Below are 18,267 nucleotides of genomic sequence, written 5' to 3' on the forward strand. Positions count from 1 at the left end.
CTGCCCGTAGGAGAACGCATATCAAGAATGAAATCACGTAACTGTGATTTGAAACACAAAATGCCGACCCTTGTCAGGGCCGGCATCCTTTGTTTTCCGCCAATAACGAAGGCTTATTCAGCAGCTTCTTTAAAGGTGACCGTTGTCGGGTCTTCCTCAAGTCTGCCAAGCAGCTCCTCACGTCTGAGTTGTGCAAACTTCAGATTCTCGTCCTTGATAGGACCATACCCGCGAATAGAATCAGGCAAGTTGAGAAACTCGCGAAGCAATCCATAGTTCGCTGTACCGAGTTTTCCGCCAACCAATGAAAGATCATCCCGGTACTGCTTCACCAAAGCCCGCTCCTCTTTACGCTCCCGCGCATATCCAAACGGATCGAGAGCAGTGCCACGCAAACCGCGAAGAGACACAAGCATCTCAAAAGCCTTAAAGATCCAGGGACCAAACGCCCGTTTTTGCGGGCGACCCGTCTTTGGATCCGGCTTACCGGGCAGGAATGGAGGAGCCAGCATCAACTGCAACTCACCTGGGTCTGCAAACTGAGCCTCAAGATTCTTACGGAACTCTGGCTCACTATAAAGGCGCGCAACTTCGTACTCGTCTTTATAAGCCATCACCTTGTAAAGCATCTCAACCGCAGTGTGCGTCACCTCAAGAGAGCCCGGACCAAACTCTTCATCCCGCGCTCTGATCTCGGAGATCTTGTTGAGATATTTATTGGCGTAGGATTTATTCTGGTAAGTGGTAAGCTCTTTCGCGAAGAAGGCGATCTTCTCATCCAGCGTCATCACCTTCACAGCTTCCTGACGTGGAAGAGCTGCAAAAATAGCATCAGGATTGGAGTAAAGAACACGCCCTGCATGGAATGCATTGATGTTCTTCTCAACCGCTGCGCCATTCAATGAGATCGCATTCTCAATGGCTTGTGCTGAGATCGGCAGAGTACCAGCCTGATAAGACAACCCGATGAGCATCATGTTGGTGTAAATCGCATCACCCAACAGCTTCTCAGCAATACTCGCCAGATCATGAGCTCTCAGATCAAGCGTCCCCTGCTCCAGCGTCCGCTTCATCTTATGTTCATCAAAGGAAAGCTGCTGCTTCATCACAAACTCAGAAGTCGGCGTGACGTTTGTATTCACAAAGCCATGCGTTCTGCTCTTATGATAGAGAGAAAGCTGCTCAGCCTTACTTGCAACCAACATATCACTTGCAATCAGCACATCCAGCTGTGCAGGCGGTACACGTGGTCCTTCAATTGTGTCACTCGCCGCAGCAAAGCGCACGTGAGAAGTCACAGGTCCACCCTTTTGAGCAAGGCCAGTCATGTCGAGCGTAGATGCTTTGATCCCATCAATATGAGCCGCCATCGCGATAATCGCAGAAATGGTCGTAACGCCCATACCGCCAATACCAGCCACCAGCAGGTTGCGAGTGTTCTCAAGAGAGAGCAACTGAACGTCTGGCAGCTGCTTTACAAACTCATCAAGAGCAAAATCAGCAGGTTTCGCCTGACGCAGTTTCGAACCCTTCACATAAACAAAGGATGGGCAGAACCCCTTCACGCAAGAGAAGTCCTTGTTACAGGAAGACTGATTGATCCGACGCTTTTCACCAAACACCGTCTCAACAGGCTCAACAGAAAGACAGTTGGACTGGACAGAACAATCACCGCACCCTTCACAGACACGGTCATTGATGAACAAACGCAGATCCGGATCGGGATACAAACCCCTCTTCCGGCGACGACGCTTCTCAGCAGCACAGGTCTGATCAAACACGATCGCAGAAACACCTTTGAACTCTTTGAGCTCGTTCTGAACGCTCATCAGATCATCGCGGTGATGAACAGGCTCGGTAACGGCAAGATCCTGGCGACCAGAATAGTCTTCAGGGGTCTCGCTGAGCAGAACAACCTTCTCTACCCCCTCAGCATGAAGCTGGTTGAGGAGCTGTGGCACAGTCAAAGATCCATCGATCTCCTGACCACCCGTCATCGCAACAGCGTCATTGTAAAGGATCTTGAAGGTGATCGGCACACGAGCAGCAACAGCCTGACGGATCGACAGAATACCGGAGTGGAAATAAGTTCCATCTCCCATATTGGCAAACACATGCTCATCACGCGCAAAGTTCGCCTGACCTACCCATAAAGAGCCTTCACCACCCATGGCAATCTGACCATCAGTGGTCCGGCCATTAATCTCGGTCATGGCATGACAGCCGATACCCGGCATCGAGCGAGACCCTTCAGGCACCACGGTCGACGTATTGTGCGGACAACCAGAGCAGAAGTAAGGGGAACGCGCTGCAAGTTCGCCGTTTCCCTGAGCCCACATCTGCTGACGCATCATGGAATCAGCGACAGAACGCATCTCGTCATTGACGTATTCCTGAGGCAGGAAATTCATGATCACACGGATCATCTCATCAATAGAAAGCTCCAGAACATCAGAGAGCAAAGGCTCTCCTTGCGCATCTTTCTTACCAAGAATCTTCGGCTGCTGATCACTCGGCCAGTTATAGGCAATTTCTTTGATTTGTGGCTCGATAAACGCACGCTTGTGCTCCACAACCAGAATCTTTTCAACACCACGCGCAAAGCTTGAAAATGCTGTTGGCTCAAGCGGATAAGGCATACCAACCTTATACACCGCCAGCCCGATCTCCTTGGCCCGTTGATCTGTGATTCCCATCAGACGAAGAGCCTGACACAAATCACGGAATGCTTTGCCTGTCGCAATCATACCGATACGCGGCTTTTGCGCACCATAGGCAACATGGTCAAGACGATTCGCCTTTGCATACGCCAGAACCGCTGGCATGCGGATGTCACGCAATAGACGCTCTGTCTCCAACCGATTACCGAGCAAGAGCACACGATTCAGCTCAGCATTCTTGCGCGGATCAAACGCAGCAGGGCGTGAGAATGACATACGCCTTGGATCAACAGAAACAACACCAGATGCATCCATCGTATCTGCAAGACAAATCAATGCACTCCACAGACCGGTGTAACGGGACATCTCAAACCCATGTAAGCCGAAATCAAGAACTTCCTGAATGTCAGCCGGGTTGAGAACCGGAATTTCTGCGTGCTGGAAAAAAAACTCACTTTGAGCGGGCAAAATGGAAGATTTTGCCAGATGGTCGTCGCCCGCAAGTGCCACAACTCCGCCATTTGGGTCGGTTCCAGAAGCACTTGCCTGATGCAGCACATCACCTGCTCTATCAACACCTGGCGCCTTCCCGTACCAGATACCGTAGACGCCATCAAAGGCTGAGCCCTTGCCGTGCTGTCTGACTTTTTGCGATCCCCACACTGCTGTGGCGCCCAGTTCCTCATTCACTCCCGGCTGAAACTGAATATCCAGCGGATCGAGATATTGACGTGATCTTTGAAGCTCCGTATCGTAACCAGCAATTGGAGAACCACGGTATCCTGAGATAAAACCGCCTGTTTTCAATCCCTTAGCACGATCCAATCGACCGCGATCCAACGCCAGTCGTACCAGTGCCTGAATACCGTTTAGGTAAACATTGCCTGTTTCAGCTGTGTATTTGTCGTGTAAGCTGATCGGTGGCACACTTACGTTCATTCAATGAGCTCCTCTCCCATCATGGCTGTGGACGGTCCCCCCCGCCAAAACCAATTCTTTCGTCCTAGCCCATAGTGATCCTTTTTTTGCGTGCTTTCTGTGCTATCCTACCGACAAATACGTACTCAGTCGAAAAATTATTCCTAAGAGGGCACATGAGCGAAAATTCCTTATTGGACCCATCCGACATCCGAGTTCTGCGGATTCTGCAAAAAGATGCATCCCAATCCATCGCAGATATCGCCAAAGAAGCCGGTATGAGCCAAACTCCGTGCTGGAGGCGAATTAAGAAACTCAAGGAGTCTGGCGTTATCAAACAGACGGCTGCGCTGGTTGATCGCGAAGCCGTCGGTCTTGGCTTTCTCGCATATGCCTTTGTTAAGCTCACTGTACCCAGCCGCGAGAACATGGAAACATTCGACAGGCTAATTGGAGTATGGCCCGAAGTTGTTACATGCGAACGCATCACCGGCGCAGTGGACTATCTCATCAAAGTAGTTGCCACAGATATAAAGTCTTATGACGATTTCCTTCGTTTGAAACTTCTGGACAACGCTCTTGTCTCAGATGTTCAGTCACGCATTGTAGTTTCGACAATTAAGGAAACAGTTGCGTTACCTCTTAAAGAGTTTGCCAGCTAACGTTTCCAGACCAGCCTAATCGCAGTTAGTTTACGCGTAATCGCTGAAACACTGAAATGTTTGCTCAAACTCGACTGATATGGTTTAGTCGCGCGATCTCTTGCACTTAAGTTTTCGCGTGGACTAAACATTGCTCTCCCCCAAATTCGTTTTAAGCGGCCTGAAGCCCATCAATACACTCCTGCGTTTTTTGGGGCGAAATGGCACCAATGCAGTCGCGATCTCTGTCTTTCTCGGCCTTTTGCTGCCCGGCATTGCTGAAGCGCTGCGCATTCTCTTAACGCCCGCAATCTTTATTCTGCTGACACTGAGCTTCATCCGCGTAGACAACGCAGCCATTGCCAATCAGCTCAGACGCCCACTGCCAGCGTTTGCGGCAATGCTCTGGCAAATGCTCATTCTCCCTCTGCTCGCAACAGTGACCTGCTTGATTATCGGGTTGGATCAGATCGACTTGGGAGCACTGACAGCCTTGTTCATGGTGTCTGCCGCACCGCCCGTTATGTCCACGCCAATCTTTATCTGGATGTTTGGTCTCAACGGAGCCCTCGCGCTCACCATTTCAACCCTGTCATTGATCATTGCCCCTCTCAGCACAGCTTTGTTCGCCTACCTGTTGCTACCAGAAACCCTTCAGGTCTCCCCTTTGTCTCTGGCGACCAATCTGGCCATGTTCCTGATAGGCTCTGCAGGACTGGGACGACTGCTTTACTATTTGCTTGGCGCAAAACGGATCAACGAGGTAACAGACCACATCAACGGCCTAAACTGTATCGTGCTCTTTATCTTTGCCGTCGCAGCGATGGATGGTGTGACTGGTTTTGCAATAACCGCACCGTTCAAAGCCACCGCCTTGTTTGTGGGTGTCTTTGCAATTGCAGCCCTTCAGTTGCTCGTAACCTTCCTGATCTTTTACCCTGCAGGACGGCAAACTGCCTTCATCGCCGCCTACGGCACCGGAAGCCGCAATCTGGGTCTGATGGTTGCTGCATTGGGAGGTACAATTCCAGAGCTCGCATGGCTGTTCTTTGCCTTTGCCCAGTTCCCGATCTATCTGCTTCCATGGATCCTTAAGCCTGCTGCGATACACATCCGTGAAGCAGAAGCAACAATCCCCTGAGCGCCGTGCGGGAAGCTGCGCTGTTCGCACCACTTGCTTCTCATGTGTGTCCATGTTAGCCGCACAGCAAATTGGGCACATCTAGGAGAATCCCTGTTATGGCACAGCCGCTCGTTATCGCCCCTTCCGTCCTTGCATCAGACTTTTCTAAGCTGGGGCAAGAAGTTCGTGATGTTGTTGAAGCTGGAGCCGACTGGATCCATCTGGATGTCATGGATGGCCACTTCGTTCCAAACATCACCTTTGGCCCGGACGTCATTGCAAAACTCCGCCCTCACACCGATAAAGTCTTCGACGCTCACTTGATGATCGAGCCATGTGATCCGTACCTTGAAGCCTTCGCAAAAGCTGGCTCGGACTACATCACAGTTCACGCAGAAGCGACCACCCACCTGCACCGCTCTTTGCAGGCAATCCGCAATCTGGGCAAAAAAGCAGGCGTTTCTCTAAACCCTGGCACACACGAAAGCTGCCTTGAGTACGTTCTGGACAGCGTTGACCTGATCCTTGTTATGACCGTGAACCCTGGCTTCGGTGGGCAGAAGTTTATCCACTCTCAAATCGAGAAGGTCGCCCGCATTAAAAGCATGATTGGTGACCGCCCAATCCGTATCCAGATTGATGGTGGCGTCACTCCTGAGACCGCTCCATTAGTCACCAAAGCTGGTGCTGACACACTGGTCGCAGGCTCAGCAGTTTTCAAGGGCGGCACAGTAGAGAGCTACCGCAAAAACATCGCAGCAATCCGCGCAGCTACTCAGGTCTGATATCTGGTCCTGAAATGAGAAAAGGCCGCCCCAAAGGCGGCCTTTTTTGTAGATGAGGTGGCTCTAATCCAATGAACTTGCAGCTTCCGCCGCAGCATTGATAAACAAAGTCGAATCCGTCCCAAACGTCATAAACTGATAACCAACAGCCTTTGAGTGCTGAAGATGCCCCTTGGAAACACAATAGATCCCGGCAATCTTCCCAGCCGCACGGGTTTTCTCCGCAATGTCTTTCTGCATCTCCAGCGAAGCGTCAGAAACAGGTTCCACGCGCTTCCCGCCAGAAACAGTCAATGATAGGTCAGCAGGCCCGACAAAAATGCCATCCAAACCATCAACAGCCAGAATGTCTTCAAGCGCTTCATAGGCCTCTGGCGTCTCAATCATGGCAATTGCGAGCGTCTTTTCATCTGCCGAAGCGAAGTAATCATCCATGGAAACACCGGTTGCCATAGTTGCCCCAACAGCACCATAGCTACGCGCACCCAACGGCGGATACTTGCAGAATTCCACCAGCTTCTTTGCGTCGTCCACTGAGTTGATCATCGGCGCGATTATCACTTCAGCGCCCACATCCAACAACCAGCTGGCATTTTTAAAGTCGTCGACACAGATTCGTGCAACAGCATGCCCGCCACCATTAATGATCTCTTTGATAGAATCACGCGCTTCAGCGGTGGTCAGCAAACCATGTTGCAAATCCAGCGTGATTGCTTTGTAGCCGCCTCTTAAAAACAGATCAGAAAATATTGGGGAAGGCAGGCTTGCCCACGCGCTCACAATGGTTTGCCCTGCTCTCAATTTTTCTGCCAGACACTTATTCTCAGTCATTCAATGCCTCATCTGATTAAGCACAGGCACCATCAACCACGCAGCACCAGCTCTAAAACAAAACTATCATTCAAACAAAAAAGCCGTCTCCCTGAAAATAATCAAGGGAAGACGGCAAATTCTCTAGTTTAAGGGCTCTCTTGGTGAGCCTGCTTAAGGAGTGCAGCTTATGCTTCCTCAGCAACTTCCTTTTTCGCAACAGCCATCAGCTCTTCCATAGTGCGGCGAATCTGGTGTTCAGACTGCTCAACACTTGCATCTGCAAAATCTTTGGAAATACGAGCAAAAATGTCTTCGTCGCCTGGCTCTTTAAGATCCGTTTGGACGATCTTTTTGGCGTAATCTTCTGCGATGTCTCCGGCCAAACCAAGCTTCTCAGCAGCCCACTGGCCCAGCAGCTTATCGCGCCGTGCAGTAGCCTTGAAAGCAAGCTCAGAACCCATTGCAAAACTGCCTTCAAACGCATCAGCTCGTTTGTCAAACGTGCTCATCTATTCCCTCCTAGCTCAGACAATGTAAAAAGGTCCCTCCCCTCTTACAAGCCACGCTATAACTTACGTAAATCATTGTACGCAACTTATATTTGCAGGTCAAAAGCCATTAGTTGTAGTCAGCAGCATTTCAGAGAGCGTTGACGCCATTCGAATTACCCATTTGTGCTTTATCAAAAAGTCGGTTAAGTTCCGCGCCGCATAGCGGGATCGCGATTTTCGCAATGACGAAAGATGCGAAAACCAGTGCTGGAGGGTCATTCGCAGCATTTTTGCTCGAATGTTTTGCAAGGCAAGTGGTTTAAGCCTCGACGTCACCCGTACGACTTGTTCTACAAACGCAATGGTAAGTGCCTATGAACCGCCGTCGGCGAATTTACGAAGGCAAGGCCAAGATTCTCTATGAGGGTCCTGAGCCGGGAACGCTGATTCAGCACTTCAAAGATGATGCTACAGCCTTCAACAACGAAAAGCATGAAGTCGTTGATGGAAAGGGTGTCCTGAACAACCGGATTTCTGAGTACATTTTCAACAATCTGAATAACATGGGCATTCCAACCCATTTTATTCGCCGGTTGAACATGCGCGAGCAGCTGATCCGTCAGGTCGAAATCATTCCGATCGAAGTCGTTATCCGCAACGTTGCTGCAGGTTCTCTGTGCAAACGCCTGGGATTGGAAGAAGGCACTCAGCTTCCACGCTCCATTATCGAGTTCTACTACAAGAACGACGAACTTGGAGATCCGCTGGTTTCTGAAGAACACATCACCGCTTTTGGTTGGGCCGCTCCTCAGGAGCTTGATGACATCATGGCACTCGCCATCCGCATCAACGACTTCCTGTCCGGTCTGTTCATGAGCGTCGGTATTCGCCTCGTTGACTTCAAGATCGAACTTGGACGTCAGATCGAAGGCGACATGATGCGTATCGTCCTCGCGGACGAGATCTCTCCAGACAGCTGTCGCTTGTGGGACACTTCCACAAACGACAAGATGGATAAGGACCGGTTCCGCCAGAACATGGGCGGTATGGTTGAAGCCTATCAGGAAGTAGCCCGCAGGCTTGGTATCCTGATCGACAACGACCGCCCGGGACATTCTGGACCAGTGCTAGTCAAATAATCAATGAACGGGCCCCTGCGGCCCGTTTTGCATTTTTGGGGCAAGCAAACTACCGCACGGGTATTGAACTATCTCACTACCTGCGCTCATTTTCACTTCCCCAGTATAGATTCCCGCGTTATGAACGCGCGCAAAGAACGGATTTTCGCGGCAGGCGCAATGCAAACCGCTTGAATCTCTCATTTTGGTAAGGAAGGACCAGTTAGAACCATGAAGGCACGTGTGACCGTCACTCTTAAGAACGGTGTTCTCGATCCCCAGGGCAAAGCAATCGAAGGCTCCCTTGGTTCTCTTGGTTTTGAAGGCGTTGAAGGCATCCGCCAGGGTAAAGTGTTTGACCTTGAATTGGCGGATCGCACCGATGCTCAGGCAAAAGCTGACATTGAAGCCATGTGCGAACAGCTACTGGCAAACACCGTCATCGAAAATTACTCGATCGAGCTTCTCTAGAGCGCGTTCCATGTGATTGAACTCAATCACATGGCAAGAATTCGCTCAAAAGTAAGTTGTATCCGATAGCAGAATCTGCGAGGGCATAAACGTGCAAGACGATACAGGCCGGATCATCCGGTTCATGGTTATCAAAGCGATCATCTTTATTGGCTTGCCCGCTGCCCTCTCTGTTCTTGCGGTGTTTTTACTTCTGTAAAATCTCGTCTGTAACAAGCGGCCCTCCATCCAAGAGGAAACATTCATGAAATCCGCAGTGATCCTATTCCCCGGTTCCAACCGGGATCGCGATATGATCAAAGCGCTGGAGCAGATCTCCGGCCAGTCTGTTGCCACGGTATGGCATACTGAAACTGAACTGCCAGAAGCAGACCTTTATGTCCTGCCAGGCGGCTTCTCTTACGGCGATTACCTGCGCTCAGGTGCGATTGCAGCACGCTCCCACATCATGCCAGCTCTCAAAACTGCGGCAGATCAAGGACGTCACGTTCTCGGCGTATGTAACGGTTTCCAGATGCTGACTGAGGCAGGCCTGTTGCCAGGTGCGTTGATGCGCAATGCATCCCTCCACTTCGTGTGTAAGGAAGTTATGCTGGAAACCACCAGCACCAACAGCGCCTTCACATCGCACATGGAAAAAGGCAAAGTTTGGCGCTGTCCGGTTGCACACCATGACGGCAACTACTTTACTGATGCTGAAACCCTGAAAGAACTCGAAGGCGAAGGCCGCGTCGCATTCCGCTATGCTGACGGTACCAACCCCAATGGTTCTCTCAACGACATTGCAGGCATCACCAGCGCCAAAGGCAATGTTCTCGGCATGATGCCTCACCCGGAAAATCTTATCGAAGATCTTCATGGTGGCCTCGAAGGCCGCGCTCTGTTTGAAAGCGTAATGCAAAGCCTCGCTGCTTAATCAACAAAGCCAACAAGTTTTAGAACCCGGGATGCTCAGCACTCCGGGTTTTTTATTGTCTGAAGTCCTTAAATGAACGCAAAGCCAATCCCGGTCAGGCCAAGCAGCACTACAACCACCCATGGCGGCGATTTGAAAGAAACCAGCAGAACAAATCCGCAAAGCGCAGCTGCAAAGTCTTTCGCCTCTAAGATCGCGCTGGTCCAGACAGGCGCATATAAGGCCGCTCCAAGAACACCAACAACAGCCGCATTTGCACCAGCCATGATGCCACGTGCAGAAGGTGTCTGACGCAGCACAGCCCAGTAAGGCAGACCGGCAATCAAAAGTAACGCTCCTGGCAGGAAGATGCCCAGCAACGCTATGCTTGCTCCAATCCACGCTGCATAGCCAGTCTGCATTTCAGCGCCCAGATATCCGGCAAATGTAAACAAAGGCCCCGGCACGGCTTGCGTCGCGCCGTACCCGGCAAGGAAAGAGCTCTCACTCACCAGTCCTTTGCCAACCACTTCAGCATCCAGCAGTGGCAATACCACATGCCCTCCACCAAACACGAGCGAACCGGAATGGTAGAAGCTGGCAAACACACCCAGCAACGGATCAACAATAACATCACTCAGAACGGGTAGACCAAAAAGCAGCACAGCAAATAAAATGACAGAAAGCAGCCCAACCCGACGTCTAGGAGCAAATAGAACCTCATGCACCACGGCTTTGGGCTCCGAGCGGCAAAACAAAAAACCTCCCAGACCACCAGCCACAATCGCCGCAATTTGCCCTCCGGCACCACCGAAGGCAACAACAAGAACCACTGCCAGCACAGCAAGCCCGGCTCTGAGCTGATCCGCACAAAAGTTGCGTGCCATCCCCCAGACAGCCTGAGCAACAACAGCAACAGCAACCAGCTTGAGGCCATGAATCAGCCCCATGCCGACAGGCCCTTCAAAAGCGCTCGCCCAATAGGCAAATCCAAAGAGCAGCAAGGCTGACGGAGCAGTAAAGGCAAAGAACGCAGCCAAAGCTCCCAGTGGTCCCGCCCGCATAAGTCCAAGCCCAAACCCAACCTGACTGCTGGCCGGTCCCGGTAGGAACTGACACAACGCAACCAAATCACCATAGGCTTCTTCGGAAAGCCACTTCCGGCGCTTCACGATCTCCTCGCGAAAATAACCCAGATGAGCAATCGGCCCACCAAACGACGTCAAACCCAGCTTTAGAAAGGTAACAAAAACCTCCAGCGCATGACCTTTGGCATGCACTTCAGGAAGGTTGGTCGGGCGTTCTGTAAAACTCATGCACAGCTCAATTGTATTCTGAAAAGAAAGCGGAGCAGCATATAAAGCAGAGATGTGACATTAGGACAAACACGCAGAACGCATCCGTTTTAAGCAGCCACACCTGTTTTCAATGCAACATTACGAGGAAGCTCATTGTAACGCCGTTGATAGGCCCGCGACAATGCCGTTGGTGAAGCAAACCCAACCCGCGCAGCAACGCTTTTCAGAGGGCGCCCAGCCTCTAGGTCCAATTTAGCCAATGCCAGCCGCCAGTTGCTCAAATACGACCCTGGCGTCTCCCCCATGACCTCCTTGAAGTGCACAGCAAACTGTGTGCGCGACATGCCAGCAACTTCTGCAAGACTTTCCAGACGCCACTGCTTGGAAGGATCTTCATGAATGGCAACAAGCGCTTGCGCTAGATTAGGATGAGCCAATCCGGCAATCAAACCACTGCAAGCAACACCGGACCGCACCGCATGACGCAGCAGCCGGATCACCACCACTTCACACAAGCGATTAATCACAGCGGCACTTCCGCACCGAGGCGAAAGCACTTCTTCCACCACCAATGTAGCAAGGCTCTCCAGTTCTGGCGCATCCTTGAGATAGATCTCCACGTAATCAGGCAAAGCTGTACTCAGCTGAGACCCCGGCCCGCCAAACTCAACCCGAGCTCCGGCAAGAACAACAGTATCCTCGCAGATACGCTTAACTTCAGTGGGGTTATTGGGACTGGCGGGAAGAAACACAAGCTTCCGGAAACCTTGCATACACCGAAGAATAAAAAAGTTGCCCTGAAGCACCTCATCCTCAGTGTTTTTAAGAATATGTGCCTCCACTTTAAAGCGTTCAATAAGCGAAGAAAGGCGATCGTATCGCAGCTCTCTCGGTTTCACCTCAGCAAGTGCAGTGGCCATATCCGAACTCTCAGTCAGTTATTTCGAACAAAAAGCAATTAAACGTTCAATATCATATCAAATAGAAATCGACCACTGCTAATTGCCCTTTCAAAAAGTCGAATTGAGCAAAGCTACAAAAAGAAAATTTAGCTCAGGAGAATAACAATGCTTATCCCTCGCAAGCCAGTCCCAAGCTTATCTGCGAACCTTCTTGGTGGTGGTACATTCGATCTGTCAGCCGATGCTTCTGACTTTGCCACTCTGGTCGTTTTTTACCGTGGTCTGCACTGTCCCATTTGTGCGACCTACCTAAAAGAACTGGAACGCCTGACACCAGAGTTTGAGGAACGTGGTGTAAAAACCATCGCCCTCTCAACCGATACAGAGGACCGTGCCCAAACATTTTCCAATGCGATTAAAGCAGACAAACTGCGCGTTGGTTATGGCGTTACTCTGACAAAAGCACGTGAATGGGGCCTGTTCATTTCAGCAGGTCGCGGAAAAACGTCTATCGGTATCGAAGAGCCAGGTCTCTTTGCTGAACCAGGCCTGTTCTTTGTAAAGCCTGACGGCACTCTCTACTTCGGGAATGTGCAGACTATGCCATTTGCACGTCCTGACTTTAAACCAATGCTCGGTGCTCTCGACTTCTGCATCAAGAATGATTATCCCGCTCGCGGTGAATACACCGGGGCTCTTTAATCAATTGTACCACAAACACTTTTCTTGATGCACAGAGAGGCTGTGATTTCACAGCCTCTCTTTTTTATGTTCTTTTAGCAGCAGCTTTACGGGCTTTTTTGCGGTTTATATGTTCAATATCAGGGAAGTCCGCTCCCTGCCAAATACGAATAACAACCAGAACAATCATTGCAATAACAGCGCCTAGAATGACCCCAACGAGCCGGTCAATTACTTGAGTGAAGTTGTCGACAGGCCCGGCAGAGGCGAGCGCAGCAATAACAAACGCATACCCACCTTGCGTACCTGCATAGGCCCAATAGCTCTTGCCATGATGTACAGATGCTAGAAAAAACAAACCTATTCCCAGCAATAAGGCCCACCAGAAAAAAGATTGCAGCCCAAGGCCAATGAGCCCAAATCCCATAAGTCCCCCGATGAAGCAGCCCAAGCTTCTGTTCAGAGCAAACTTCTTCACCGACACCACCGGCCCATAAAGCACAACAAGTGACGTGATGATGATCTGCACCATGGCCGCCAAGTCATGACCGACGTAAATAATTGGTGCAATCATCGCAACAGCTGCCCCACTCAGGCACAACGCGAACACCCAGCTCTTGTCCATAGTGTCGATATTGGGGGTCAAAAAAGGACCAACCCCAACACCTATTGAAGTCTCTTCAAGGAAAAAATAGGAGACTGCAGCAGCCGTCATAACACCAATTGCAACCGTTATCGTTCGATCAACCATCAGGTAGAACAGTCGATCAATCTCGATGAGAGAGATGTAAACAGCCAACATCGCAGTCACAATACCCATTAACCATGCATAGGCATAGTTGGGGCTCGCCATACGTTTATAAATTGCAAGTGCAGCCAAAGAACCAACTGCAATCATCTGAAAAATCTCATAGTTTTTAACAGCGACCGCGATCCAATACCCAGTGAACCCGCCTGCAACGGTTCCGATGACACGTTGCAGGCCCTTACGCCACACATTGGTCCAGTCTGCATTAGCCACCGTCATAGCTGACATCGCAGCCCACCATGGATCATCTGCATCCACCAACAGCGCAATGATAGAAGCCAGAGTGACCATCAGACTTGTACGAATACCAAAGGCATAGTTGAAAAACATCGTGCCTCCTTAATGCACAAGGAAGATGCGGGCATCTCCCCCATGCATTGGTTTGTGGCCCTTCAAAAACTCCCCCATATCAATCTCAACAGGAAACCTCTGAGAAAGGCGGATCCAATCTGTCGTCAACGGAATAAAAGGCAAGACACGCGGCATCTCGTCCATCCGTGAAACACCACGTCCAATGGACCTCACAGTGCCTTTGTGAATACGATAGGGATCACTGGAGACCTGAAAATAAACCGTCTGACCCGGAGTCAGCCGTGCAGCATGTCGTTCAATCAGGTTGGCAACAATTCTCCAGTTGCTGTTCGTGATAAGCCCCAGTTGAGGCACTCCTTCCAGCACATAGTTTCCAGGGTTAACCGAGTATTCGCTCACAACTCCGTCGACAGGAGACAAAAGCGAGGACTTGCGAAGATTATACTGCGCCAGAGCAGTGGCAGACTTTGATGCGTCATAGGTGGATCGCATCACTTCAACCTGGTGTGTTGCGGCACGCAGCATATCTCTGGCAGAATCTGTTTCTGCATTCGCCTCTTCCAGCGAAAGTGTAATGTTGTCGAGACGTTGCTGGGTCACAAAACCATTGTCTGTCAGCTCTTCAAAACGCTGCTGTTGTGCAGAAAGGTTAGCAACCTTCGCAACTGCAGCCGTCACAGATGCTTCGGCGACCTGAACTTCCGCTTCAGAACGACGAAGGTTTGCAAGAGCAGTTGCTTCATCCGCACGCGCTTGTTGAACCACCAGAGCGAATGGTTCCGGGTCAATCTGCATCAACAGCTCACCGGCCCCTACTTTCTGGTTCCGGTCAACAGGAACTTCGGTAACAAACCCAGAGATTTCAGGAGATACCAAAACCACATCTGCAGAAACATAAGCATCAGCAGTGTAGGTGAAGAAATAATCTATGATCATATAAGCGCCGATCAAGGCGCATGCGCCTAAGATCACCTTGATCGGACCACTTATATGATAAATGCCTCCAGGCACCCTTTATCTCCGCTCACCTGACACTACGCAAAACATAAGTATCGGCGAATTCTTGTTAGACAAACCAGCGTCAAACACTGGCAAAAGGCGCCCATTTGGAGGCACGAGAAAGCATCGCAAATGAGGGTTTTAAAATCATGAAAACCATCCCTCTAAATTCAAAGTAGGTAGTAAATACAGTAAGTTAACGAAGATTTCTGAAATATGAAGTTTTTACACGTGCTCGTTGCAGAACGCGAAACAAAAACCTAACCAGTTCAAAAGGTCGTCGTTGAAAGGGGATCAGCAGGTGTGGTTGCATCGCGAAAACGCATAGGCTTGGCCCAGTTGTCAGGCAAACCTGCAAAGGACTATCTGTGATGCCCCCCCTCGCGAAAAGAATTGCCGTCCTCGGAACCGTTTTCGCCACCACGTTTGCAGCGACAACACTCAGCGCCAATGCAGCACAGGTTAATGCTCGAGCCGCAAGCTTCTCCCACACAGGCCAGTTGGCCACCTTTGGCCTCTACAACAACGCAATTGTGACGGATCAGCTCAATCTTAAGCGCATCAACGCTGATTATATCTTCTTAAGCGATAACCCAGAGGACCCTTTTGACTTTGTATCAGGCAGTTGCTTCGGAGGCGCTGTCGTCAAAAACATGCAGGTCCAAGGCGGTGGCGTCTGCAGTTTAAAAGATAAGAATGGAACGCCCTTCGCTCTCAGTTATGAAATCACGACAGTTAAGAGTGGAACCTACTCCGGCAACTGGGCAATCCTTGGCGGTGATCAAAAATGGGACACAGCCAAAGGCAACGGCACATGGAGCAGAATGGCCCTTCCCAATAAGTCCATGTCCGTCACCACAATTCAGGGCGAAATAACCTTCTGACAACCCCAAAATCGCCAATCAGAGGTGAAAATTTTTTCAGTCAATTCAAGAAGTTACAACCTGCTTATTTTCCAACAAAGCGACTTGACGTTAAGCTGCAAAAAACCATGCCCTGGCAGCAAAAAAACCAAAAAAACGGTGTCTACAGTTTCCATTTTCCTATGAATCCTGTTAAGCAGCCCGTGACATTTGGCCCCGGCGCACTGCGCCCAAATTTTCTGAGTGTGATGATCCAAAATAGCGTCAAGATCACCCCCGAACTCATTGAGGCCCACGGTCTTAAGGAAGATGAATATGCTCGCATCCTGGAGCTGATTGGCAGAGAGCCAACCTTCACCGAGCTGGGAATTTTCTCCGCAATGTGGAACGAGCATTGCTCTTACAAATCCTCCAAGAAATGGTTGAAGACACTCCCGACCACCGGACCTCGTGTTATTCAGGGACCGGGCGAGAATGCAGGCGTTGTCGACATCGATGACGGGCAGGCAGTCGTCTTTAAGATGGAAAGCCACAACCATCCGTCTTACATCGAGCCATATCAGGGCGCAGCAACTGGCGTTGGTGGTATTCTGCGCGACGTGTTCACCATGGGGGCACGTCCGGTCGCAGCCATGAACGCTCTGCGCTTCGGTGAGCCAGATCATCCGCGCACCCGCCACCTCGTGTCCGGTGTTGTCTCCGGTGTAGGTGGATACGGCAACTCCTTCGGTGTCCCGACAGTGGGCGGCGAAGTTGAGTTCCACAAATCCTATAACGGAAACTGTCTGGTCAACGCATTTGCAGCGGGCCTTGCCGATTCTGACAAGATCTTCCTGTCTGAAGCAAAAGGGGTTGGCCTCCCGGTCGTATACCTCGGTGCCAAAACAGGTCGCGACGGTGTTGGCGGCGCCACAATGGCATCCGCTGAGTTTGATGATTCCATTGAAGAGAAACGTCCAACTGTTCAGGTTGGTGATCCATTCACTGAAAAGTGCCTGATGGAAGCCTGCCTTGAACTGATGAAGACCGGCGCAGTCATCGCCATTCAGGACATGGGCGCAGCTGGCCTCACCTGTTCAGCCGTTGAAATGGGCGCAAAGGGTAACCTCGGCATCGATCTGGATCTCGACAAAGTCCCAGCCCGCGAAGAGAACATGAGTGCCTATGAGATGATGCTCTCTGAAAGCCAGGAGCGCATGCTCATGGTTCTAGAGCCATCCAAGGAAAAAGAAGCCGAAGCCATCTTCACCAAGTGGGGACTGGACTTCGCAATCTGCGGCGTAACCACAGATACCCTGCGCTTTGTTGTGAAGCAGCACGGTGAAGTCATGGCCGATCTACCAATCAAGGAACTCGGCGATGAAGCGCCTGAGTATGATCGCCCATGGACACAGTGGCCTGAGCCGGAAGAAATTGCAGCAGCCAATGTTGAAGAGCCAGCAGACTACAAAGAAGCTCTGCTGAAGCTTATCGGTGGCGCTAACGGGTCTTCCCGCCGCTGGGTCTACGAGCAATACGACACCCTCATTCAGGGCAACTCCGCAGCAACTCCGGGCGGTGACGCTGGCGTAATCCGCGTGGACGGAACAGACAAGGGTCTGGCATTCTCCGTAGACGTGAACCCGCGCTATTGCTACGCAAACCCATATGAAGGCGGCAAGCAGGCAGTTGCAGAAACCTACCGCAACCTGTCCGCAGTTGGGTCCCTTCCGCTGGCAATCACCGACAACCTGAACTTCGGCAATCCCGAAAAGCCTGAGATCATGGGCCAGTTCGTTGGCTGCTTGAAAGGCATCGGTGAAGCGTGCGAAGTATTGGAAACTCCGATCGTCTCCGGTAACGTGTCTTTGTACAATGAAACCTACGGCGAAGGCATTCTGCCAACACCTGCAATCGGCGGTGTTGGCCTGCTTAAAGACGTGACCAAGCGCGTTGGCAGTGCGTTTGTCAGCACTGGTGAAACCATCATCGTGCTGGGTGGCAAAGGCAAGCACCTCGGTTCATCTCAGTACCTGCAGGAAGTTCTGGGCAGCGATGAAGGTGCCCCTCCTTCAGTGGACTTGGAAGCTGAAAAGCTTACCGGAACGTTCGTACGTGAAGCCATCACCGCGGGCCGCATCACAGCAGCTCATGACATCTCGTCTGGCGGCCTTGCTGTTGCTCTTGCGGAAATGGCCATCAAAGGCAAGCTCGGTGCTACTGTAAAAATCACCGGCGAACATCCTCATGCCATTCTGTTTGGCGAAGATCAAAGTCGCTATGTTGTGACTGTGGCAGAGGAAAAGCTCGCTGCCTTCTTGGAAGATGCGATCGACGCTGGTATCAGCACGGAAGAAATCGGTAAGACTGGAGGTGATACTCTTGTTCTTGGTGAGAAAATCAGTGCATCAGTTGAAGAGCTGAACAATGCTTTCGAGGGATGGTTCCCGCATTTTATGCAGGCGAGCTGATACTCGTCCACCGAACTGCTAAACTGAGTTCTAAATAAG

17 protein-coding genes are annotated in these 18,267 nt (G+C 50.9%); 10 read left to right on the forward strand and 7 right to left on the reverse strand.

Annotated features, from left to right (window positions below; genetic code table 11):
• Positions 1-113: 113 nt before the first annotated feature.
• Positions 114-3,599 (reverse strand): indolepyruvate ferredoxin oxidoreductase family protein, encoded by a 3,486-nt coding sequence (locus PsAD46_RS22740; RefSeq protein WP_063307934.1) that lies wholly within the window; start codon positions 3,597-3,599, stop codon positions 114-116.
• A gap of 155 nt (positions 3,600-3,754) precedes the next feature.
• On the opposite strand from PsAD46_RS22740, the gene PsAD46_RS22745 reads away from it, so the two are divergent.
• The 3 genes from PsAD46_RS22745 (at position 3,755) to rpe (ending at position 6,127) form a co-directional block, all read left to right on the forward strand.
• Positions 3,755-4,240: an Lrp/AsnC family transcriptional regulator gene (locus PsAD46_RS22745; RefSeq protein WP_063289568.1), complete on the forward strand. Its 486-nt coding sequence runs from the start codon at positions 3,755-3,757 to the stop codon at positions 4,238-4,240.
• A 130-nt stretch (positions 4,241-4,370) separates the two neighbouring features.
• Positions 4,371-5,360, forward strand: coding sequence for a hypothetical protein (locus PsAD46_RS22750; protein WP_063307935.1), 990 nt, complete (start codon positions 4,371-4,373; stop codon positions 5,358-5,360).
• A 98-nt stretch (positions 5,361-5,458) separates the two neighbouring features.
• Positions 5,459-6,127: a ribulose-phosphate 3-epimerase gene (rpe, locus tag PsAD46_RS22755; protein WP_063292755.1), complete on the forward strand. Its 669-nt coding sequence runs from the start codon at positions 5,459-5,461 to the stop codon at positions 6,125-6,127.
• 63 nt (positions 6,128-6,190) lie between these two features.
• Here the strand turns inward: rpe and PsAD46_RS22760 are convergent, their stop codons facing one another.
• The gene (locus PsAD46_RS22760; RefSeq protein WP_063292756.1) at positions 6,191-6,958 is read right to left on the reverse strand and encodes an aldolase/citrate lyase family protein; all 768 of its coding nucleotides are present in this window, start codon (positions 6,956-6,958) and stop codon (positions 6,191-6,193) included.
• Positions 6,959-7,125: 167 nt separating this feature from the next.
• Positions 7,126-7,449 carry a DUF1476 domain-containing protein gene (locus tag PsAD46_RS22765; RefSeq protein WP_063292757.1) on the reverse strand — a complete coding sequence of 108 codons (324 nt, stop codon included), beginning with the start codon at positions 7,447-7,449 and terminating at the stop codon, positions 7,126-7,128.
• A 356-nt stretch (positions 7,450-7,805) separates the two neighbouring features.
• On the opposite strand from PsAD46_RS22765, the gene purC reads away from it, so the two are divergent.
• From purC to purQ, 4 genes are all read left to right on the forward strand, one after another.
• Positions 7,806-8,570 carry a phosphoribosylaminoimidazolesuccinocarboxamide synthase gene (gene purC, locus PsAD46_RS22770; RefSeq protein WP_008548091.1) on the forward strand — a complete coding sequence of 255 codons (765 nt, stop codon included), beginning with the start codon at positions 7,806-7,808 and terminating at the stop codon, positions 8,568-8,570.
• 210 nt (positions 8,571-8,780) lie between these two features.
• Entirely contained in the window at positions 8,781-9,020 is a 240-nt protein-coding gene (gene purS / locus PsAD46_RS22775) for a phosphoribosylformylglycinamidine synthase subunit PurS (RefSeq protein WP_057462573.1), read from the forward strand.
• Positions 9,021-9,111: 91 nt separating this feature from the next.
• Positions 9,112-9,219 (forward strand): phosphoribosylformylglycinamidine synthase-associated small membrane protein, encoded by a 108-nt coding sequence (locus PsAD46_RS28695; protein ID WP_193757775.1) that lies wholly within the window; start codon positions 9,112-9,114, stop codon positions 9,217-9,219.
• Between the two features lie 45 nt (positions 9,220-9,264).
• Positions 9,265-9,936 carry a phosphoribosylformylglycinamidine synthase subunit PurQ gene (purQ, locus tag PsAD46_RS22780; RefSeq protein WP_063292758.1) on the forward strand — a complete coding sequence of 224 codons (672 nt, stop codon included), beginning with the start codon at positions 9,265-9,267 and terminating at the stop codon, positions 9,934-9,936.
• A gap of 68 nt (positions 9,937-10,004) precedes the next feature.
• On the opposite strand, the gene chrA is transcribed toward purQ, so the two are convergent.
• On the reverse strand, positions 10,005-11,231 hold the full coding sequence (chrA, locus tag PsAD46_RS22785) for a chromate efflux transporter (protein WP_063307936.1): 1,227 nt from the start codon (positions 11,229-11,231) through the stop codon (positions 10,005-10,007).
• Between the two features lie 89 nt (positions 11,232-11,320).
• Entirely contained in the window at positions 11,321-12,133 is an 813-nt protein-coding gene (locus tag PsAD46_RS22790; RefSeq protein WP_063292760.1) for an AraC family transcriptional regulator, read from the reverse strand.
• Positions 12,134-12,280: 147 nt separating this feature from the next.
• On the opposite strand from PsAD46_RS22790, the gene PsAD46_RS22795 reads away from it, so the two are divergent.
• Positions 12,281-12,817: a peroxiredoxin-like family protein gene (locus tag PsAD46_RS22795; protein WP_057462577.1), complete on the forward strand. Its 537-nt coding sequence runs from the start codon at positions 12,281-12,283 to the stop codon at positions 12,815-12,817.
• Positions 12,818-12,881: 64 nt separating this feature from the next.
• Here the strand turns inward: PsAD46_RS22795 and PsAD46_RS22800 are convergent, their stop codons facing one another.
• Both PsAD46_RS22800 and PsAD46_RS22805 read right to left on the reverse strand, forming a co-directional pair.
• Positions 12,882-13,934 (reverse strand): FUSC family protein, encoded by a 1,053-nt coding sequence (locus PsAD46_RS22800; protein ID WP_063307937.1) that lies wholly within the window; start codon positions 13,932-13,934, stop codon positions 12,882-12,884.
• Between the two features lie 9 nt (positions 13,935-13,943).
• Positions 13,944-14,927, reverse strand: a complete 984-nt coding sequence (locus tag PsAD46_RS22805) for an HlyD family secretion protein (RefSeq protein ID WP_208981981.1) — start codon at positions 14,925-14,927, stop codon at positions 13,944-13,946.
• A 359-nt stretch (positions 14,928-15,286) separates the two neighbouring features.
• Between PsAD46_RS22805 and PsAD46_RS22810 the strand changes: the two genes are divergently transcribed.
• Entirely contained in the window at positions 15,287-15,799 is a 513-nt protein-coding gene (locus PsAD46_RS22810) for a hypothetical protein (RefSeq protein ID WP_063292762.1), read from the forward strand.
• A 224-nt stretch (positions 15,800-16,023) separates the two neighbouring features.
• Complete coding sequence (gene purL, locus PsAD46_RS22815; RefSeq protein WP_063292831.1) at positions 16,024-18,228, forward strand: phosphoribosylformylglycinamidine synthase subunit PurL; 2,205 nt, start codon at positions 16,024-16,026, stop codon at positions 18,226-18,228.
• The last annotated feature ends 39 nt before the right edge of the window (positions 18,229-18,267 follow it).

Source organism: Pseudovibrio sp. Ad46 (assembly GCF_001623065.1).
Lineage (GTDB): Bacteria > Pseudomonadota > Alphaproteobacteria > Rhizobiales > Stappiaceae > Pseudovibrio.

What these genes read in the sequence shown, in the direction of transcription:
- PsAD46_RS22740 (WP_063307934.1), bottom strand. Translation starts at nt 3,599, where the DNA reads ATGAACGTAAGTGTGCCACCGATCAGCTTACACGACAAATACACAGCT.
- PsAD46_RS22745 (WP_063289568.1), top strand. Translation starts at nt 3,755, where the DNA reads ATGAGCGAAAATTCCTTATTGGACCCATCCGACATCCGAGTTCTGCGG.
- rpe (WP_063292755.1), top strand. Translation starts at nt 5,459, where the DNA reads ATGGCACAGCCGCTCGTTATCGCCCCTTCCGTCCTTGCATCAGACTTT.
- PsAD46_RS22760 (WP_063292756.1), bottom strand. Translation starts at nt 6,958, where the DNA reads ATGACTGAGAATAAGTGTCTGGCAGAAAAATTGAGAGCAGGGCAAACC.
- PsAD46_RS22765 (WP_063292757.1), bottom strand. Translation starts at nt 7,449, where the DNA reads ATGAGCACGTTTGACAAACGAGCTGATGCGTTTGAAGGCAGTTTTGCA.
- purC (WP_008548091.1), top strand. Translation starts at nt 7,806, where the DNA reads ATGAACCGCCGTCGGCGAATTTACGAAGGCAAGGCCAAGATTCTCTAT.
- purS (WP_057462573.1), top strand. Translation starts at nt 8,781, where the DNA reads ATGAAGGCACGTGTGACCGTCACTCTTAAGAACGGTGTTCTCGATCCC.
- purQ (WP_063292758.1), top strand. Translation starts at nt 9,265, where the DNA reads ATGAAATCCGCAGTGATCCTATTCCCCGGTTCCAACCGGGATCGCGAT.
- chrA (WP_063307936.1), bottom strand. Translation starts at nt 11,231, where the DNA reads ATGAGTTTTACAGAACGCCCGACCAACCTTCCTGAAGTGCATGCCAAA.
- PsAD46_RS22790 (WP_063292760.1), bottom strand. Translation starts at nt 12,133, where the DNA reads ATGGCCACTGCACTTGCTGAGGTGAAACCGAGAGAGCTGCGATACGAT.
- PsAD46_RS22795 (WP_057462577.1), top strand. Translation starts at nt 12,281, where the DNA reads ATGCTTATCCCTCGCAAGCCAGTCCCAAGCTTATCTGCGAACCTTCTT.
- PsAD46_RS22800 (WP_063307937.1), bottom strand. Translation starts at nt 13,934, where the DNA reads ATGTTTTTCAACTATGCCTTTGGTATTCGTACAAGTCTGATGGTCACT.
- PsAD46_RS22810 (WP_063292762.1), top strand. Translation starts at nt 15,287, where the DNA reads ATGCCCCCCCTCGCGAAAAGAATTGCCGTCCTCGGAACCGTTTTCGCC.